3 protein-coding genes and 2 pseudogenes are annotated in these 21,237 nt (G+C 70.8%); 4 read left to right on the plus strand and 1 reads right to left on the minus strand.

All coding sequences use genetic code 11. The features are described from left to right. Nucleotides 1-64: 64 nt before the first annotated feature. Nucleotides 65-1,720 carry a cyclic peptide export ABC transporter gene (locus ACWPN3_RS10260; protein WP_492242684.1) on the minus strand — a complete coding sequence of 552 codons (1,656 nt, stop codon included), beginning with the start codon at nucleotides 1,718-1,720 and terminating at the stop codon, nucleotides 65-67. Between the two features lie 350 nt (nucleotides 1,721-2,070). Here ACWPN3_RS10260 and ACWPN3_RS10265 point away from each other — a divergent pair. From ACWPN3_RS10265 to ACWPN3_RS10280, 4 genes and pseudogenes are all read left to right on the plus strand, one after another. Then, nucleotides 2,071-2,175: pseudogene (locus ACWPN3_RS10265) on the plus strand (FecR/PupR family sigma factor regulator); the annotation flags it as partial. Nucleotides 2,176-2,374: 199 nt separating this feature from the next. Next, nucleotides 2,375-3,085, plus strand: coding sequence for a FecR family protein (locus ACWPN3_RS10270; RefSeq protein ID WP_492261328.1), 711 nt, complete (start codon nucleotides 2,375-2,377; stop codon nucleotides 3,083-3,085). A 377-nt stretch (nucleotides 3,086-3,462) separates the two neighbouring features. Further along, nucleotides 3,463-10,366 (plus strand): annotated as a pseudogene (locus ACWPN3_RS10275) (amino acid adenylation domain-containing protein); the annotation flags it as partial. A gap of 58 nt (nucleotides 10,367-10,424) precedes the next feature. Further along, the gene (locus ACWPN3_RS10280) at nucleotides 10,425-21,212 is read left to right on the plus strand and encodes an amino acid adenylation domain-containing protein (protein ID WP_492261329.1); all 10,788 of its coding nucleotides are present in this window, start codon (nucleotides 10,425-10,427) and stop codon (nucleotides 21,210-21,212) included. The last annotated feature ends 25 nt before the right edge of the window (nucleotides 21,213-21,237 follow it).

A 21,237-nucleotide genomic window follows, 5' to 3' on the forward strand; every position in this document is an offset into this window, starting at 1 on the left:
AGGAAAGGGGGCGCACCCAACCGGGCGCACCCCCTTTTTTCTGCCGCTTCCCGTACAGGCTCCGTCACAGCGCCGGCTGGCGATCCTCCACGACCTTGCCGGCGGTCAGCCGGAGCAGGTGGTCGGCCACGTCGAAATAGCGGTCGTCATGGGAGATGACGATGATGGTCTTGCCCAGCGCCTTCAAGCTCGGCAGCAGTTCGGTGTAGAAGATCCGCCGGAAGGTCGGATCCTGGTCGGCGGCCCATTCGTCGAACACCAGCACCGGCCGCTTCTCGGTCCAGGCCTGGAGAAGGGCCAGGCGCTTGCGCTGGCCGGTGGACAGGTCGGTTGTGCTGAACACGCCGTCGACGACGCTGACCTTATGGGCGATCTCCAGCCGTTCCAGATAGGCCTGGGCATCCTCCGGCACGCTGTCGTTCGCCTGGATCAGGTCGTCGAACAGGAAATAATCGGCGAAGATGGTGGTGAAGAGCTGGCGGTAATCGTCGCGCGTCTCCGGTGTCACCGGCCGGCCGTCCAGCAGGATCTGGCCTTCGTGAGGGGGGTAGAGGCCGAGCAGCATCTTGATCAGCGTGGTCTTGCCGCAGCCGTTCTCGCCGACGATGAACAGGATCTCGCCGCGGCCGACCCGCAGCGAGACGGGACCGAGCACGAAGGGCTCCACGTCGGGTCCGGCCGGCGGGTAGATGTAGCGGGCATTCCGCAGCTCCAACCGGTCGATGGTCGCGGGCGGGCGGGCGTCGTCCTTCATCAGCAGATGCGGTTCCGGCGAGGCGAACTCCGCCGACAGGTCGGCGATGCGGCGGAAGGCGACCTGGGCGCGGCTGACGATGGGCAGGGTGCCGATCAGATGCTCCAGCGGCCCCTTCATGTAGAGCAGGACCAGGATGAAGCCGCTCAGCGTCCCGCGGTCAGTGCTGGGCCACAGCGCTTCGACGCCGAGCGCCACCCCGATGACGATGAAGAACAGCGTCGACCCGAATCCCTTGGCGATGACGAAGAGGTTGATCGACCGGATCTGGATGTCGCAGATGCGGTCGATGGTGCCGCGCAGCGCCTCGCTCTGCAGCCGCAGCCGCCGCGGACGGTTGATGCGCAGTTCCTTCGCCCCTTCCGCCAGCGACCGGTAATGCTTCTGCAGCTCATCCTCGTGGGCGCGCGCCTCGTGGAAGCCTTCGATGCCGCGGACGCGTGCCACATACTGCACGGCGCTGCCGATCAGGATGGCGGCGGCCGTCGCCAGGAACATCGGCCAGGACAGCACCGCCAGGTAGCACAGGCTGCCCATCGTGACGCTGAGCGACACCGCCAGCGGCGCGAAGGCGAAGGCGAAGTCGCTGATGGTGTCGACGTCGTGGGTCAGCACGGGGATCAGGCGGTGGCTGCGGTAGCGCTCGAGCTGATCGATCGGCGCGGTCAGGATGCGGTCGCCCAGATCCTTGCGCAGCCGCGCGATGACCTTCTGCCCGATCCGGTTGGTGCCGATGTCGGAAAGGACCGAGCCCGCGAGCGCCAGGGCGCACAGGCCGGCGAAGGCGAGCAGGATCCCGGCGCCCGGACTATCGCCTGCATGCAGGATGCGGTTGATGGTTGCCAGCAGCCCGGTCACGCTGAGCCCGCCCAGCACCCCCAGCAGGGTGGCGGCGGTCAGCATCGGCCAGAAGGGGCGAAGCAACTGGAGCAGAGCGGCGAGGCTGGTGCGGGGTGGCGTCGGCATCGGGGTTCCTGCGGGACGGGAGCGAAGGTGGCCGGCACAAAGGCTCCGCCGTGGAGGCGGATGCGCGCGGCCGTCCTGACTAGGACGAACGAGCGGGGCGAAACTGAAACCGTTATCCTCCGGAACCGGTTTTCCCGACGGCCTGCTTCCCGGAACCGGCCCCCCGATCCGTGCCTGCTCTCCCACCCCGTGCCCTTGCCTGCCACGGAAGGTCGCAGCCGGCGCCGCGGACGCGGGGGTTTCCCTGCCCGATTACCTCGCGTAGAGTCCATTCCGTCCGGCTCGCCTTGCGATCCATCCCCTGCTTGCCCTATAGCTGCCGAACGCCTTCCGGAGCCGAGCGCGCCCGTATGCCTCCGTCTTATCCTTCCGACGATGACCGCGTGACCGAAGAGGCTGCGGACTGGTGCCTGCGCCTGCAATCGGCCGAGGTCAGCGACGCCGATCGCGCCGCATTCGAACGCTGGTGCCTGATGGACCCGCGCCATCTGGCGGAATTCGATGCGATGCGGGAGATTCTGGGGCCTGTCCGCCGGTCTGCGCCCGCGGGTGACTGCGGTTCCCGGGACGGCGGCGGCACACCCTGCGCCGGGCTGCGGGCGGACAGCGCGGTCCGCCGCCGTCAGGGTTCCGTCACGGTGGCGGCGCTGGGCGATGGCGGCCTGCATTGCGGCGACCCTGGCCGCCTGCTGGCCTGTGGGCTGGTCGTTCGGCATGCTGCCGGGGCGTGTCGATGTCTTCCTCGGCGGCGGCCGGCACCGCATGGTCGAGTTGCCCGACGGTTCCACCGTGGACCTGAACGTCCACACCACCCTGTTCTATGCCCAGTTCCGCGACCGGCGCAGCGTCCTGATGGACCATGGCGAGGCCTATTTCGCGGTCGCGCACGATGCCGGACGGCCCTTCACCGTCTTCACTGCCGGTCATCGGGTCCGGGTGACGGGGACGAAGTTCAATGTCTGGGCCAATGACGGCGATCTCGCCGTGACGCTGGCGGAGGGATCGGTCACCGTGAGCCCCGACGCGGCGGCGGGAGGAGAGCCTTTGCGGCTGACGCCCGGCATGCAGGGCCGCTTCGCCCGCGACAGCCGGTTCGGCAGCGTTGCGCACGTCGATCCGCTGCGGATCCTGTCCTGGCGCGAGGGCAGGCTGGTGTTCGACAACATCACGCTGGCCGAAGCGGTGCCCCTGCTGAACCCCTATCTGTCGCAGCCGCTGAGGCTGGCCGACCGCAAGGTGGGGGCGATGCGCATCGGCGGCGTGTATGACGTCGCCGATCTGGACCGCGTGGCGGCGTCCCTTCCGCGGGTGCTGCCGGTGACGCTCGCGTCCAAGGACGGCGAACTCCTCGTTTCGGCCCGCTGACTCCGAGCATCCGCGAGCACACTCCATTCGCCGCCGCCGATTCCGAACCGGCGGGGTAAATCCGGCCGTCCCTGCTTCGTCACTACTGGAGACCGCGGTGTGCCTGATGGCGCGCCGCGCACAGTCTGGCCGCCCCGGTCGACCGTACCGGAACCCCCGGCGGCCGGATCAGCGTCAAGCCAGCCGGCGATGGGAAATTCCAGATGGTTGCTCAAGACTCCGTGGACCTGGTCCGCCGCTTCATCGGTCTGCCGGTGGAAAAGCGCAAGCTGTTCTGGCGCGCCATGCGCGACGAGGCCGTGGACCTTTCGCTGCTGCCGATCCCGGCGGACCTCGCCCCGGCCACGGAGGCGCCGCTGTCCCATGCGCAGCGCCGGATGTGGGCGCTGTGGAAGCTCGATCCCGACAGCGGTGCCAACAATATTTTCAGCGCGACGCGCCTCGCCGGGGATCTTGATCGCGACGCGCTGTCCCGCGCCTTCGAACGTCTGCTGGGCCGCCATGCCGCTCTGCGGACCGTGTTCCGCCAGGGCGACGGGGAGCCGGTGCAGACCGTCCTCGACGATACCGAATTCCGGCTGGCGGTCGACGAGCTGAGCCATCTGCCCGCCGAGGAGCGCGAGCCTGCCGCACGCCGCCTGATCGAGGAGGAGGCGCAGGCACCCTTCGATCTGGAGGCCGGCCCGCTCCTGCGGGCGCGCCTCGTCCGTCTGGGGCAGCAGGACCATCGTCTTCTGGTGACGATGCACCACATCGCGTCGGATGGCTGGTCGATGGCCGTGCTGATCCGGGAGTTCGCCGATCTGTACGGGGCCATCCGGCAGGGCGGGAGGATCGACCTGCCGCACCCCCCGATCCGCTATGTCGATTACGCCCTTTGGCAGAAGAACATGCTGGAGGCGGGCGAGGCGGAGCGGCAACTCGCCTATTGGCTCGACCGTCTGGGGAGAGCGGGCTCCGTTGGAACTGCCTGCCGACCGGCCGCGGCCGGCGCGGCAGAGCCACCGTGGCGCCATCCTTCGCTTCACGCTCGGTGCGGAACTGGCCGGGAGGTTGCGCGCCTTCGCCCGCGAGAACGACGCCACGCTGTTCATGCTGCTGTTGTCGGCTTTCACGATGCTGCTCCACCGCCACAGCGGGCAGGGGGATATCGCCATCGGCGTTCCGGTCGCCAACCGCGACCGTGCGGAGTGCGAAGGCGTGGTCGGCTTCTTCGTCAACACCCAGGTCCTGCGCCTGCGGATCGACGGGCGCGACCGCGTCGCCGACCTGCTCGATCGGGTCAGGCAAACGGCGCTGGGGGCTCAGGCGCATCAGGACCTGCCCTTTGAACAACTGCTGGAGGCGCTGAAGCTGGAGCGCAGCCTCAGCCACAATCCGCTGTTCCAGGTGATGTTCAACCACCAGCGCCGCGATGGCCGTGCCGCCTCCGCGATGGATGGTCTGCGGGTGGAGCCGATGGCGCTCGACAGTGCCATGGCCAGCTATGACCTGACCCTCGATACCGTGGAAGAAGAGGGCGGTGGGATCGAGGCCTCTTTCACCTACGCGACCGATCTCTACGACCATGACAGGATCGAGCGGTTGCGCCGCCATTTCGAGACGCTTCTGTCTGGTCTTGTTGCAGATGCCGGGCAGCTGGTGGGCGAGGTGCCGCTGCTGACCGCGGATGAGCAGGCGCGCTTCGCCGCCTGGAACGCGCCGGTCGCCGCCGAGGCCTTCGAGCCGGTGCATGTCCGCATCGCCGCCATGGCCGCCGCTCTCGGGGACCGGCCGGCGGTGGTGGACGGTGCTCCCGGAGGTGCCCGCGGGGGCGGCACTCTCGGCTTCACCGCGCTCGACCGCCGGGCCAACGCCCTGGCCCACCGGCTGGCGGCGGCCGGCGTCGGGCCCGAAGTCCGCGTCGGCGTCGCCCTGCCGCGCGGACCCGCCATGATCGTCGCCCTGCTGGCGGTGCTCAAGGCCGGCGGCGCCTATGTCCCGCTGGATGCCGCCTATCCGCGCGAGCGCCTCGCCTACCTGATCGGGGATGCCGGTATTGCCCTGCTACTGACCGATGGCAGCCTGGCGGAGCGGCTGCCGCTGCCGGACGGCCTGCCGAGCCTGCTGCTCGACGGCCTGCCGGCCGAGGAGGCCGAGGCAGCACCGCCGGTGGCGGTGCTGCCCGGCAGCCTCGCCTATGTCATCTACACCTCCGGTTCCACCGGCCTGCCCAAGGGGGTCGCGGTGGCGCACGGCCCGCTCGCCATGCATTGCCGGGCCATCGGCGCGCTCTATGCCATGACCCCGCAGGACTGCGAGCTGCATTTCATGTCCTTCGCCTTCGACGGCGCGCATGAACGCTGGCTGACCGCGCTGACCCACGGCAGCCGCCTGCTGATCCGCGACGACAGCCTGTGGACGCCGGAGCAGACCTACGAGGCGATGCAGCGCCATGGCGTGACGGTGGCGGCGTTCCCGCCGGTCTATCTGCAGCAGCTTGCAGAGCATGCCGGGCGCGAGCGGACGGAGCGGGGGACCGCCCCGCCGCCGGTGCGGGTCTATTGCTTCGGCGGCGACGCCGTCAGCGATGCGGCGTTCGAGCTTGCCAGGGAGGCGCTGCAACCGGAGCACATCATCAACGGCTACGGCCCGACCGAGACGGTGGTGACGCCGCTGATCTGGAAGGCGGGCCGGCAGGACCGCTGCGGTGCGGCCTATGCGCCAATCGGCCTGCGGGTGGGCGACCGCACCACCCATGTCCTGGACGGCGATCTGAACCCGGTGCCGCTCGGCGTGGTCGGGGAGCTTTATCTTGGCGGTGCCGGGTTGGCGCGCGGCTACCTGAACCGCCCCGGCCTGACGGCGGAGCGTTTCGTCGCCGACCCGTTCTCGGCGGGCGGCGGGCGGCTCTACCGGACGGGCGACCTTGTGCGCCAGCGCGAGGACGGGGTGATCGAGTATGTCGGGCGGATCGACCATCAGGTGAAGATCCGCGGCTTCCGCATCGAGCTTGGCGAGGTGGAAGCACGGCTGCGGGCGCAGCAGGGCGTGCGCGAGGCGGCGGTGGTCGCCCGCGACGGCAGCTCCGGCAAGCGTCTGGTCGGCTATGTCGTGCCCGCCGGGGATGAGGGGGCCGGCGATGATGCCGGCGCCGGCCTTGTCGAACGGCTGCGCGCCGGACTGAAGGCGGCTCTGCCGGACTACATGGTGCCCACGCATCTCGTGGTGCTGGAGCGCTTGCCGCTGACGCCCAACGGCAAGCTGGACCGCAAGGCCCTGCCCGAGCCGGAGGTGTCGTCGTCGGTCCAAGTGCCGCCGCGCAGCGCGGCCGAGCGCGCCCTGGCGGCGCTGTGGTGCGAGCTGCTGCGGCTGGACAGCGTCGGCGTCACCGACAACTTCTTCGAGCTGGGCGGGAACTCCATCCTCTCCATCCAGCTGGTCAGCCGCGCCCGCCGCCACGGCCTCGCCTTCACCCCGCGCGACGTCTTCGAGCATCAGACCCTGGAGGCGCTCGCCCGCGCCGCCCGTAGCGACGCCGGGACTCCGGCCGCTTCGGCCACCGAGCAGGGCAGCGTCAGCGGTACGCTGTCGTTGACGCCGATCCAGCGCTGGTTCTTCGAGGAGCCGATCCCCAACCGTAGCCACTGGAACCAGTCGGTGCTGCTGCGGCTGCGCCGGCCGGCCGATCCGGCGCTGCTGGAGCGGGCGCTCTCGGCGCTGCTGGCCCATCACGACGCCCTACGGCTGGTCTTCGCCGGCGACGGACGTGCCGAGCACCTGCCGCCCGAGGCGGTGCCGCCGGTGCTGTGGCAGCGCACCGCCGCCAATGCCGAAGCGCAGGAGCGGCTGTGCGAGGAGGCCCAGCGCAGCCTCGACCTCGACCATGGCCCGCTGCTGCGCGCCCTGCTGGTGGAGCGCGGGGATGACGGTCAGCAGCGCCTGCTGCTGGCGATCCACCATCTGGTGGTGGACGGCGTGTCCTGGCGCGTGCTGCTGGAGGATCTGCAACTGGCCTGCACGCAGCTGGAACGGGGCGAGGCGGTGGTGCTGCCACCCAAGACCGTGTCCTTCCAGTCCTGGGGCGAGGCTCTGGGCCGCCACGCCGCGAGCGGGGCGCTGAAGGATGAGCTGTCCTGGTGGCGCGACAGCTTGGCGGATGCGCCGGCCGGACTGCCTGGCGTGGCGGAGCCGGTTTCTCCCGAGGCGCTGACGGTTGCGCGGTCGGCCGTGGCGCGGACGCGGCTGGATGGGGGCTGGACGAAACGGCTGCTGTCGTCGGCGCCTGCGGCCTACCGGACGCGGGTGAACGACCTTCTGCTGACGGCGCTGTCGCGGGTGCTGTGCCGGTGGAGCGGCGCCGCCTCGGCGCTGGTGCAACTGGAGGGGCATGGCCGCGAGGAGCTGGTGGCGGGCCTGGACCTCAGCCGCAGCGTCGGTTGGTTCACCACCGCCTATCCGGTGCATCTGCACCCCGGTGGGGAGCTGGAGGCAGCGATCAAGGCGGTGAAGGAGCAGTTGCGGTCGGTTCCGTCGAACGGGCTGGGCTATGGCGTGCTGCGCCATCTGGGCGATGCGGAGGCGCAGGCAACGCTGCGGGCGCTGCCCGAGGCGCGGGTGACCTTCAACTATCTGGGCCAGTTCGACGGCAGCTTCGACGACACCGCCCGCTTCGTGCCGGCCGACGAGCCGGCGGGCAGCAGCCAGGACGCCGATGCGTCTTTGGGCAACTGGCTGACGCTGAACGGTCAGGTCTATGACGGGGAGCTGGTGTTCGACTGGAGCTACAGCCGTGCGGTGCTGGCGCCGCCGGTGGTGGAGGGGCTGGCCGCGACCTATGGGGAGGAGCTTCGGGCGCTGGTCGCGCATTGCGAGTCCTCGTCCGGCGGGCTGACGCCGTCGGACGTTCCGCTGGCCGGCCTGACGCAGGGGCAGCTGGACGCGCTGCCGCTGCCGGCGCGTGAGGTGGAGGACCTCTACCCGCTGACGCCGATGCAGCAGGGCATGCTGTTCCATGCGCTCTACGAGCCGGGTGGCGACGCCTACATCAACCAGATGCGGGTTGATGTGGACGGGCTGGACGTGGCGCGCTTCCATGCGGCATGGCAGGGGGCGGTCGACGCGCATGACAGCCTGCGGGCGGGCTTCCTGTGGGATGGCCTGGAGCAGCCGTTGCAGGCGATCCGGCGCAAGGTCGCGGTGCCGCTGCGGCTGGAGGATTGGCACGGCGATGCGGACCCGGTGGCGCGGCTGGACGAGCTTGCGGCGGCGGAGCGGCAGGCCGGCTTCGATCTTGCGGTACCGCCTCTGCTGCGGCTGGCGGTGGTGCGCACGGGCAGGGAGCGCCATCATGTGATCCTGACCAGCCACCACATCCTGCTGGACGGCTGGAGCAGCTCGCAGCTTCTGGGCGAAGTGTTGCAACGCTATGCCGGCGTCGTGCCGGCGGCGGACGGCGGCCGGTTCCGCGACCATGTGGCCTGGCTGCAAGGGCGCGACAGGGCGGCGTCCGAGGCCTTCTGGCGCAACCGCACCGCCGAACTCGAACAGCCGACCAGGATCGTCTCGCTGCTGCCCTCCGGCCCGCGGGTGGAGCCCATGCCGGAGCGGGACGGGCAGGGCGAGCATCGCTGCGTCTTCACCGTGGAGGAGACCCGTCGCCTCACCGACCTCGCCCGTCGCTGCGACGTCACGCTGAACACGCTGATGCAGGCGGCCTGGGCCGTCCTGCTGCGCCAGCATGGCGGCCAGGACACCGTCGCCTTCGGCACCACCGTGTCCGGCCGCCCGGCGGATCTGCCGGGGGTGGAGCACCGGCTCGGCCTGTTCATCAACACGCTGCCGGTGATCCTGACACCCCATCCCGCGATGCCGGTGGCGGACTGGCTCCGCACCGTCCAAAGCCGCAACCTCGACCTGCGTGAGCATGAGCATACGCCGCTCGCCGACATTCAGCACTGGTCGGGCCAGACCGCATCGGGCGATGCCGGCGGTGCCCTGTTCGACAGCCTGCTGGTGTTCGAGAGCTATCCGGTCGCCGAAGCGTTGCGTCAGGGAAGCCCCGGCGGACTGCGCTTCTCGCCGGTGATCGGTTATGAGCGGACCAGCTATCCGCTGACCATCGCGATCATGCCCGGCGACCGGCTCGAATTGCATCACCGCTACGACCGCGCCCATCTGACGGGGGCGGCGGTGGCGCGCCTCGCCGGCCATCTGAACCGTCTTCTGCTGGCGATGGCCGAAGCCCCGAACCGGCCGCTCGGTGCCTTCTCCGTGCTGGACGAGGCCGACCGCGACCGCATTTTCGGCGCCTGGAACCAACCGGAGCCGATGGACGCGACGCCCTTGCCGCGTCTGTTCGAGGTGCAGGCCGCCCGCAGTCCGGATGCCACCGCGGTCATCGCCGGCACGCGCAGCGTGAGCTATGGCGATCTCAACCGGCAGGCCAACCGGCTGGCCCATCGGCTGCGCACGTTCGGCGTCGCGCCCGGTGTCCCGGTCGCCGTCATGCTTGAGCGGACGGAGGCTCTGCCGACCGGTCTTCTGGCGATTCTGAAGGCGGGCGGTGCCTATGTTCCGCTCGACCCCGACTATCCCGCCGACCGTGTCGCCTACATGCTGGCCGACAGCCAAGCGGCAATGGTCGTGACGCAACGCAGCCTGCTGCCCCGTTTTCCGACGGGCGGGGGCCTGCGGGTGCTGGCGCTCGACGATCCGGCGCTCGGTCTGGAGAACGGCCCGGCGGATGATCCGCTGCCGGTCAACAGGGCGGAGGACGCCGCCTATGTCATCTACACCTCCGGCTCGACCGGACGGCCGAAGGGTGTGGTGATCGAGCATCGCAACGCCTCGGCCCTCATCGACTGGGCATTGCGGCTTTACCGGCCGGAGCAGTTGCAGGGGGTCCTGGCCTCGACCTCCATCTGTTTCGACCTTTCGGTCTGGGAGTTCTTCGTCACCCTGAGTGCCGGCGGCCATGTGGTGATGGCCGACAACGCTTTGGCCTTGCCCGACCTGCCGGCCCGCGATCGTGTGTGCCTGATCAACACGGTGCCGTCGGCTATTGCCGGCCTCCTGCGCTCCGGCGGTATTCCGGCCGGTGTGCGGACCGTCAATCTGGCGGGCGAGCCGTTGGCTCAATCGCTGGTGGATGACCTCTATGCCGCCGGTATCGCCGACGTCTACGACCTCTACGGCCCGTCGGAGGACACGACCTATTCGACAGTGACCCGTCGCGAGGCGGGGGGCCGCGCCAGCATCGGCCGTCCCATCGATGGGACCTGCGGCTATGTTCTGGACGGCGACCTGAACCCGGTACCGCTTGGCGTGGTCGGGGAGCTTTCATCTTGGCGGCGCGGGGTTGGCGCGGGGCTACCTGAACCGCCCCGGCCTGACTGCGGAGCGTTTCGTCGCCGATCCGTTCTCGGCGGGCGGCGGGCGGCTCTACCGCACCGGCGACCTCGTGCGCCAGCGCGGGGACGGGGTGATCGAGTATGTCGGGCGGATCGACCATCAGGTGAAGATCCGCGGCTTCCGCATCGAGCTTGGCGAGGTGGAGGCACGGCTGCGGGCGCAGGAGGGCGTGCGCGAGGCGGCGGTGGTCGCCCGCGACGGCAGCTCCGGCAAGCGTCTGGTCGGCTATGTCGTGCCCGCTGGGGATGAGGGGGCCGGCGATGATGCCGGCGCCGGCCTTGTCGAGCGGCTGCGCGCCGGACTGAAGGCGGCGCTGCCGGACTACATGGTGCCAACGCACCTCGTGGTGCTGGAGCGGTTGCCGCTGACGCCGAACGGCAAGCTGGACCGCAAGGCCCTGCCCGAGCCGGAGGTGTCGTCGTCGGTCCAAGTGCCGCCGCGCAGCGCGGCCGAGCGCGCCCTGGCGGCGCTGTGGTGCGAGCTGTTGCGGCTGGACAGCGTCGGCGTCACCGACAACTTCTTCGAGCTGGGCGGGGACTCCATCCTCTCCATCCAGCTGGTCAGCCGCGCCCGCCGCCACGGCCTCGCCTTCACCCCGCGCGACGTCTTCGAGCACCAGACCCTGGAGGCGCTCGCCCGCGCCGCCCGCAGCGACGCCGGCGCTCCGGCCGCCGAGCAGGGCAGCGTCTGCGGGCCGCTGTCGCTGACGCCGATCCAGCGCTGGTTCTTCGAGGAGCCGATCCCCAACCGTAGCCACTGGAACCAGTCGGTGCTGCTGCGGCTGCGCCGGCCGGTCGATCCGGCGCTGCTGGAGCGGGCGCTCTCGGCCCTGCTGGCCCATCACGACGCCCTGCGGCTGGTCTTCGCCGGCGACGGACGTGCCGAGCACCTGCCGCCCGAGGCGGTGCCGCCGGTGCTGTGGCAGCGCACCGCCGCCAATGCCGGAGCGCAGGAGCGGCTGTGCGAGGAGGCCCAGCGCAGCCTCGACCTCGACCATGGCCCGCTGCTGCGCGCCCTGCTGGTGGAGCGGGGGGATGACGGCGGGCAGCGCCTGCTGCTGGCGATCCACCATCTGGTGGTGGACGGCGTGTCCTGGCGCGTGCTGCTGGAGGATTTGCAGCTGGCCTGCACGCAGCTGGAGCGGGGCGAGGCGGTGGTGCTGCCGGCCAAGACCGCCTCCTTCCAGTCCTGGGGCGAGGCCCTGGGCCGCCACGCCGCGAGTGGGGCGCTGAAGGATGAGCTGTCCTGGTGGCGCGACAGCTTGGCGGATGCGCCGGCCGGACTGCCTGGCGTGGCGGAGCTGGTCTCCCCCGAGGCGCTGACGGTTGCGCGGTCGGCCGTGGCGCGGACGCGGCTGGATGGGGGCTGGACGAAGCGCCTGCTGTCGTCGGCGCCTGCGGCCTACCGGACGCGGGTGAACGACCTTCTGCTGACGGCGCTGTCGCGGGTGCTGTGCCGGTGGAGCGGCGCCGCCTCGGCGCTGGTGCAGCTGGAGGGGCATGGCCGCGAGGAGCTGGTGGCGGGCCTGGACCTCAGCCGCAGCGTCGGCTGGTTCACCACCGCCTATCCGGTGCATCTGCACCCCGGTGGGGAACTGGGCGCGTCGATCAAGGCGGTGAAGGAGCAGCTTCGGTCGGTTCCGTCGAACGGGCTGGGCTACGGCGTGCTGCGCCATCTGGGCGATGCGGAGGCGCAGGCAACGCTGCGGGCCCTGCCCGAGGCGCGGGTGACCTTCAACTATCTGGGCCAGTTCGACGGCAGCTTCGACGACACCGCCCGCTTCGTGCCGGCCGACGAGCCGGCGGGCAGCAGCCAGGGCGCCGATGCGCCTTTGGGCAACTGGCTGACGCTGAACGGTCAGGTCTATGACGGGGAACTGGTGTTCGACTGGAGCTACAGCCGCGCGGTGCTGGCGTCGCCTGTTGTGGAAGAGCTGGCCGCAGCCTATGGGGAGGAGCTTCGGGCGCTGGTCGCGCATTGCGAGTCCTCGGCCGGCGGTGTGACGCCGTCGGACGTTCCGCTGGCCGGGCTGACCCAGGGGCAGCTGGACGCGCTGCCGCTGCCGGCGCGCGAGGTGGAGGACCTCTACCCGCTGACGCCGATGCAGCAGGGCATGCTGTTCCATGCGCTCTACGAGCCGGGTGGCGACGCCTACATCAACCAGATGCGGGTGGATGTGGAGGGGCTGGACGTGGCGCGCTTCCATGCGGCATGGCAGGGGGCGGTCGACGCGCATGACAGCCTGCGGGCGGGCTTCCTGTGGGATGGCCTGGAGCAGCCGTTGCAGGCGATCCGGCGCAAGGTCGCGGTGCCGCTGCGGCTGGAGGATTGGCACGGCGATGCGGACCCGACGGCGCGGCTGGACGGGCTTGCGGCGGCGGAGCGGCAGGCCGGCTTCGACCTTGCGGCACCGCCTCTGCTGCGGCTGGCGGTGGTGCGCACGGGCGGGGAGCGCCATCATGTGATCCTGACCAGCCACCACATCCTGCTGGACGGCTGGAGCAGCTCGCAGCTTCTGGGAGAGGTGCTGCAACGCTATGCCGGCGTCGTGCCGGCGGTGGACGGTAGCCGCTTCCGCGACCATGTGGCCTGGCTGCAAGGGCGCGACAGGGCGGCGTCCGAGGCCTTCTGGCGCAACCGCACCGCCGAACTCGAACAGCCGACGAGGATCGCGACGGCCAGCGGGCAAGCGGATATCGGCCAAGGGCATGGGGTCCTCGAACTTGCCTTCGACGAACGGGAAACCGCGCGGCTCGTCCGCTTCGCCCGTCAGAGCCAGGTGACGCTCAACACGTTGGTTCAGGCCGCTTGGCTGCTGTTGCTGCACCGGCGGACCGGACAGAAGGCGGTGGCGGCCGGCGTGACGGTCTCCGGCCGGCCGGCTGAACTGCCGGGCATCGAGAAGCAGATCGGCCTGTTCATCAACACGCTGCCTCTGGTCGCTACACCGCATCCGGCCCAGACCGTGTCGGAGTGGCTGAGCGATCTCCAGGCCAGCAATCTCGAAATGCGGGAGCACGAACACACCCCGCTGGCCGACATCCAGCGCTGGTCCGGCCATGGCGGCGAAATGCTGTTCGACAGTCTGCTGGTGTTCGAGAACTATCCGCTGTCAGACGCGCTTGGCCATGGAGAAGGGCGCGGGGAAACCGGCGGCCTGCGCTTCGGCGCTCCACAGAATCATGAGCTTACCTCCGTCCCGTTGACCCTGCTGATGGGTGCCGGAAAGCAACTGACGTTGACCTTCAGCCATTGGCGCGATCGTATCGGCGACGAGGAGGTCAGCCATTTCGCCGCACAGACCCAACGGCTTCTGCTGGCCCTGGTCGAGGATGCCGGGCGCCGGTTGGGTGAGATCGGGTTGCTCGACGAGGAGGGATGGCGGAACTTCGCCGGCTGGAACGCGACCCGCGACGGGACGCTGACCGCCGGTCCATTGGTGCCGGATCTGATCGCGGAGCAGGCCCGTCTGCATGGCGGGTGCCCTGCGGTGAACTTCGGCGGGCGGACGCTGAGCTATGCCGAGCTGGAGGCGCAGGCGAACCGCTTGGCCCACCGGCTTCAGGCGCTTGGCGTCGGCCCGGAGGTGACGGTCGGCGTCTTCGCCGAACGTTCGCTGGAGCTGGTCGTCGGCCTGCTGGCGGTGATGAAGGCGGGCGGCGCCTATCTGCCCCTCGACCCGGACCTGCCGTCCGCCCGCCTTGCCGCCATGGCGGCGGACGGTGGCATCGCCCTGCTGCTCACCCAGTCCCATCTTGCCGGACGGCTGGGTGGCGAGGCGCTGCCCGAGGCTGTCCGCCTGCTGCTGCTCGACGCCGAGGACACCGACGCCGAGAGCACCGGGGGACTGCCGGACACGCCGCCCGCGGCCGGGCTGCGGCCGGAGAACCTCGCCTACCTGATCTACACCTCCGGCTCCACCGGCACGCCCAAGGGGGCCGGCAACAGCCATGGCGCCCTGCTGAACCGGCTGGCCTGGATGCAGAAGGCCTACCGGCTTTCCCCTGGCGAGCGGGTGTTGCAGAAGACGCCCTTCGGCTTCGACGTCTCGGTCTGGGAGTTTTTCTGGCCGCTGATGGTAGGGGCGCATCTGGTGGTGGCTGCGCCCGGCGAGCACCGCGACGCGGCCCGGCTGGTGGCGCTGATCCGGGAGCAGGGCATCGACACGCTGCACTTCGTGCCCTCCATGCTGCGGGCCTTCCTGGAGGAGCCGGGGGTGGAGCAGTGCACCAGTCTGCGCCGTGTGGTGTGCAGCGGCGAGGCGCTGCCGGCGGCGTTGCAGGACCGGCTGTTCGCCCGGCTGCCGCAGGTCGGCCTGTACAACCTCTACGGCCCGACGGAGGCGGCGATCGACGTCAGCCACTGGACCTGCCGGGCCGGGGAGGGCGGTGCGGGCGGCGGCGTGCCGATCGGCGTGGCCATCGACAATCTGCGGCTGCATGTGCTGGACGAGTGCCTGAACCCGCTTCCGGCCGGTGCGGTCGGCGAGCTGTACATCGCCGGTGCGGGCCTGGCGCGCGGCTATCACCGGCGGGCCGGCCTGACGGCGGAACGCTTCGTCGCCGATCCGTTCTGCGCCGACGGCGGCCGGATGTACCGGACGGGCGACCTGGCGCGTCGGCGCGGGGACGGGGTGATCGAGTATGTCGGGCGGATCGACCATCAGGTGAAGATCCGCGGCCTGCGGATCGAGCTTGGCGAGATCGAGGCTGTGCTGCGCGGCCATCCGGCGGTGCGGGATGCGGTGGTGGTCGCCCGCGACGGTGCGGGCGGCAAGCGTCTGGTCGGCTATGTCGCCGCCGATGCGGCTGCGGAGCTGCCGCGGCGGCTGAAGGAGCACCTTGGCCGCGACCTGCCGGACTACATGGTGCCAACGCATCTGGTGGTGTTGGAGCGGTTGCCGTTGACGCCCAACGGCAAGCTGGACCGCAAGGCCCTGCCCGAGCCGGAGGTGGTGGCGTCTTCGGAGCGGGTGCCGCCGCGCAGTGCGGCCGAACGGGCCCTGGCGTCGCTGTGGTGCGAACTGCTGCGGCTGGACAGCGTCGGCGTCACCGACAACTTCTTCGAGCTGGGCGGGGACTCCATCCTCTCCATCCAGCTGGTCAGCCGCGCCCGCCGCCACGGCCTCTCCTTCACCCCGCGCGACGTCTTCGAGCACCAGACCCTGGAGGCGCTCGCCCGCGCCGCCCGCAGCGACGCCGGCGCTCCGGCCACTTCGGCCGCCGGGCAGGGCAGCGTCTGCGGGGCGCTGTCGCTGACGCCGATCCAGCGCTGGTTCTTCGAGGAGCCGATCCCCAGCCGCAGCCACTGGAACCAGTCGGTGCTGCTGCGGTTGCGCCGGCCGGTCGATCCGGCGCTGCTGGAGCGGGCGCTCTCGGCGCTGCTGGCCCATCACGACGCCTTGCGGCTGGTCTTCGCCTGCGACGGACGTGCCGAGCACCTGCCGTCGGAGGCGGTGCCGCCGGTGCTGTGGCACCGCACCGCCGCCGATGCGGAAGCGCAGGGGCGGCTGTGCGAGGAGGCCCAGCGCAGCCTCGACCTCGACCATGGCCCGCTGCTGCGCGCCCTGCTGGTGGAGCGCGGGGATGACGGTCAGCAGCGCCTGCTGCTGGCGATCCACCATTTGGTGGTGGACGGTGTGTCCTGGCGTGTGCTGCTGGAGGATCTGCAGCTGGCCTGCACGCAGCTGGAACGGGGCGAGGCGGTGGTGCTGCCGGCCAAGACCGCCTCCTTCCAGTCCTGGGGCGAGGTCCTGGGCCGCCACGCCGCGAGCGGGGCGCTGCGGGATGAACTGTCCTGGTGGCGCGACAGCCTGGCGGGGGCTCCGGCCGGGCTGCCTGGCGTGGCGGAGCCGGTCTCCCCCGGGGCGCTGAGGGTGGCGACATCGGCCGTGGCACGGACGCGGCTGGATGCCGGCTGGACGAAGCGCCTGCTGTCGTCGGCGCCCGCAGCCTACCGGACGCGGGTGAACGACCTTCTGCTGACGGCGCTGGTGCGGGTGCTGTGCCGGTGGAGCGGCGCCGCCTCGGCCCTGGTGCAGTTGGAGGGTCATGGCCGCGAGGAACTGGTGGGCGACCTGGACCTCAGCCGCAGCGTCGGTTGGTTCACCACCGCCTATCCGGTGCATCTGCACCCCGGAGGGGAGCTGGAGGCAGCGATCAAGGCGGTGAAGGAGCAGCTTCGGGCTGTTCCGTCGAACGGTCTGGGCTATGGCGTGCTGCGCCATCTGGGCGATGCGGAGGCGCAGGCAACGCTGCAGGCCCTGCCCGAGGCGCGGGTGACCTTCAACTATCTGGGCCAGTTCGACGGCAGCTTCGACGACACCGCCCGCTTCGTGCCGGCCAACGAGCCGGCGGGTGCCCGTCTCGATGCCGACGCCCCGCTCGGCAACTGGCTGAGCATCGACGGCAGGGTCTATGACGGGGAACTGGTGTTCGACTGGAGCTACAGCCATGCGGTGCTGGCGCCGCCGGTGGTGGAGGGGCTGGCCGCTGCCTATGGGGAGGAGCTTCGGGCGCTGGTCGCGCATTGCGAGTCCTCGTCCGGCGGGCTGACGCCGTCGGACGTACCGCTGGCCGGCCTGACGCAGGGGCAGCTGGACGCGCTGTCGCTGCCGGCGCGCGAGGTGGAAGACCTCTACCCGCTGAGCCCGATGCAGCAGGGCATGCTGTTCCATGCGCTGGAAGGGGATGCGGAGGGCGAAAGCCCCTATGTGACGCAGCTCGCCGTCGAGGTGGAGGGGCTTGAGGAGACCCGCTTCGCCGCCGCCTGGGCCTGGGTGACGGCTCGCCATGCCGTGCTGCGCACCAGTTTCCTGTGGGGCGGCACGCTTGCCGCCCCGTTGCAGGCGGTGTGGGAGCGGGTGGGTGATGCGGTGTCGGTGCTGGACTGGCGCGACCGCGGCCTCGCCGGCGCCGACCTGGAGGAGGCTCTGGGTGCCTTGGCGCGGGAGGAGCGTGCCCGCAGCTTCGAGCTTGGCCGTCCGCCGTTGCAGCGGGTGGTCCTGGTGCGGCTGGGGCAGGGGCCACAGAGCCAAGTGCGCCATCGCCTGATCTGGACCAGCCATCACCTTCTGCTGGACGGCTGGAGCAGCGCGCGTCTGGTGGCGGAGGTGCTGGGCCGCTACCGGGGAGCGGAGGTGGACGGCGCGGTCGGTGGCGCGGCGGGCCGCTACCGCGACTACATCGCGTGGCTCGGGCGGCAGGATGCGGCGGCGTCGGAGCGCTTCTGGCGCGGGCGCCTGTCTGGGCTGGAGGCGCCGACGCTGCTGGCGGCCAGCCTGCCCTGCCGGCATCCGCAGGCGGGGCACGGCATTGTGCGGCTGCGGCTGGACGGCGGTGCGACGCGGCGGTTGCAGGCGTTTGCGCAGGCGCAGCGGGTGACGCTGAACACGTTGGTGCAGGGGGCGTGGGTGCTTCTTCTGCAACGCTACAGCGGGCAGGAGACGGTGGCGTTCGGTGCGACGGTGTCGGGCCGTCCGGCGGAGCTTGCCGGCGTCGAGGAGACGCTGGGGCTGTTCATCAACACGCTGCCGGTGGTGGAGCGTCCGCCATCGGATGAGCGGGTGGGGGAGTGGCTGCGCGGGTTGCAGCGGCGGAACCTGGAGATGCGTGAGCACGAGCACACGCCGCTGCACGAGGTACAGCGCTGGGCCGGCTCCAGCCTCGGCACCGGCGGCGGCGCGCGGGCCCTGTTCGACAGCATCCTCGTCTTCGAGAACTACCCCGTCGACGAGGTCATCAAAAACCACAATGACCACACCATCAGATTCGGAGCGACGGACCGGGTCGACGTGACCGGATTCGCCATGGATTTGGAGGTGTCGGTCGGTGAAGAGCTGGAGGTCAAGTTCATCCACCGCCGCGATCTGATCGACGGCGACCTGTGCAACCGTATCCAAGGCCATTTCGAGACGATCCTGTCTGGTCTTGTGGCGGATGCCGAACGGCGTGTTGGCGAGGTGCCGCTGCTGACCGGGCAGGAACGGGCTCGCTTCGCCGCCTGGAACGCACCGATCGCCGCGGATGCCTTCGAGCCGGTGCATGCCCGCATCGCCGCCATGGCCGCCGCTCTCGGCGACCGGCCGGCGGTGGTGGACGGTGCTCCCGGGGGTGCCCGCGAGGACGGCACTCTCGGCTTCACCGCGCTCGACCGCCGGGCCAACGCCCTGGCCCACCGGCTGGCGGCGGCCGGCGTCGGGCCCGAAGTCCGCGTCGGCGTCGCCCTGCCGCGCGGACCTGCCATGATCGTTGCTCTGCTGGCGGTGCTCAAGGCCGGCGGCGCCTATGTCCCGCTGGATGCCGCCTATCCGCGCGAGCGCCTCGCCTACCTGATCGGCGATGCCGGCATCGCCCTGCTGCTGACCGACGCCGGCCTGGCGGAGCGGCTGCCGCTGCCGGACGGCCTGCCGAGCCTGCTGCTCGACGGCCTGCCGGCCGAGGAGGCCGAGGCCGCGCCGGCGGTGGCGGTGCTGCCCGGCAGCCTCGCCTACGTCATCTACACCTCCGGCTCCACCGGCCTGCCCAAGGGGGTCGCGGTGGCGCACGGCCCGCTCGCCATGCATTGCCGGGCCATCGGCGCGCTCTATGCCATGACCCCGCAGGACTGCGAGCTGCATTTCATGTCCTTCGCCTTCGACGGCGCGCATGAACGCTGGCTGACCGCGCTGACCCATGGCAGCCGCCTGCTGATCCGCGACGACAGTCTGTGGACGCCGGAGCAGACCTACGAGGCGATGCAGCGCCATGGCGTGACGGTGGCGGCGTTCCCGCCGGTCTATCTGCAGCAGCTTGCCGAGCATGCCGGGCGCGAGCGGACGGACCGTGGGATCGCCCCGCCGCCGGTGCGGGTCTACTGCTTCGGCGGCGACGCCGTCAGCAATGCGGCGTTCGAACTGGCCAAGGCTGCGCTGCAACCGGAGCACATCATCAACGGCTACGGCCCGACCGAGACGGTGGTGACGCCGCTGATCTGGAGGGCGGGCCGGCAGGACCGGTGCGGTGCGGCCTATGCACCGATCGGCCTGCGGGTGGGCGACCGCACCACCCATGTCCTGGACGGCGACCTGAACCCGGTGCCGCTGGGCGTGGTCGGGGAGCTTTATCTTGGCGGCGCCGGGTTGGCGCGTGGCTACCTGAACCGCCCCGGCCTGACGGCGGAGCGTTTCGTCGCCGACCCGTTCTCGGCGGGCGGCGGGCGGCTCTACCGGACGGGCGACCTCGTGCGCCAGCGCGAGGACGGGGTGATCGAGTATGTCGGGCGGATCGACCATCAGGTGAAGATCCGCGGTTTCCGCATCGAGCTTGGCGAGGTGGAGGCGCGGCTGCGGGCGCAGCAGGGCGTGCGCGAGGCGGCGGTGGTCGCCCGCGACGGCAGCTCCGGCAAGCGTCTGGTCGGCTATGTCGTGCCCGTCGGCGATGAAGGTAGCGGCGATGATGCCGGCGCCGGCCTTGTCGAGCGGCTGCGCGCCGGGCTGAAGGCGGCGCTCCCGGACTACATGGTGCCAACGCACCTCGTGGTGCTGGAGCGGTTGCCGCTGACGCCGAACGGCAAGCTGGACCGCAAGGCCCTGCCCGAGCCGGAGGTGGCGTCGTCGTCGGCCCGGGTGCCGCCGCGCAGCGCGGCCGAACGGGCCCTGGCAGCGCTGTGGTGCGAGCTGCTGCGGCTGGAGAGCGTCGGCGTGACCGACAACTTCTTCGAGCTGGGCGGGGACTCCATCCTCTCCATCCAACTGGTGACCCGTGCACGGGCGTTGAAGCCGCTTGGGGTGTCCTTCAAGCTCCGTGACCTCATCCGCAAGCCGACCATCGCCGAACTGCTCGGTACGGCTGCGGAGACAATGGCGGCGAAGGGCGAACCGTCGCCGATCATGGCCCTGAACCGGCCACTTGCCGGACAGCCGCCGCTGGTCTGCATCCATGCCGGCTTCGGCACAATCTTCGATTATGAACCGCTGGCCCGTCGCCTCGATGGGCGGCGGAGCGTGCTGGCGATACAGTCGCGCATGCTGGTCGATCCGGAATGGCGGGACCGTTCGCTGGAGGAAATGGCGCGAGACTATGTCGACCTGCTGCGGGCACGGCAGCCGCAGGGACCCTACGACCTGCTCGGCTGGTCGCTGGGAGGAACGATTGCCGCGCTGATGGCGGCCGAGTTGGAGCGCCGGGGGCACCGTGTGCGGCGCCTTGTCCTGCTCGACCCCTTCGTGCCATCGCCGTACATCGGCGAGGTTGGCGGCGAGCTTGGGCTGGATGACTGGCGCGACGATCTCGCCGGCTTCCTTGCGGTGGTGTTGCCGGGCTTGGTCGTCGGCCGTCCCGCAGCCGCGCCCGAAGACGCCGACGCGATCAGAAGCGTCGTTGCCCGGATGCTCGATGCTCCCAGAACCGGCAACGCCGAAGGGCTGGGGACCGCGATGGGGGCGGAGGAGTTGACCCAGGCCTTCCTGACCGCCCGTCATCTGAAGCGGCTGTCCGTGGCCCTGCCTGCCTGCCTGCCGGTCGATGCCGCTGCGCAGGGCTGGTGGGTTGCCGGCCGCGACACCGACCGGCTGCGCCTGGAGACACAGCTCGGCGGACGCCCGCTGCCCTGGCGGTCGCTCGGCTGTGGTCATTTCGAGGCGCCGCGTGATGAAGGCTTCCTGGCGGAGATCGTCGAACATCTGGCCGGGTCGGCGGAACGGCCCGACGCCCCTACCGACGCCCCTGCCGCCGACCTAGCGGATGCCGCTGAATGAGCGCGCCCATCCGGACCGGGAGTAA

The sequence above is a fragment of the Azospirillum sp. UENF 111221 genome (assembly GCF_058780625.1).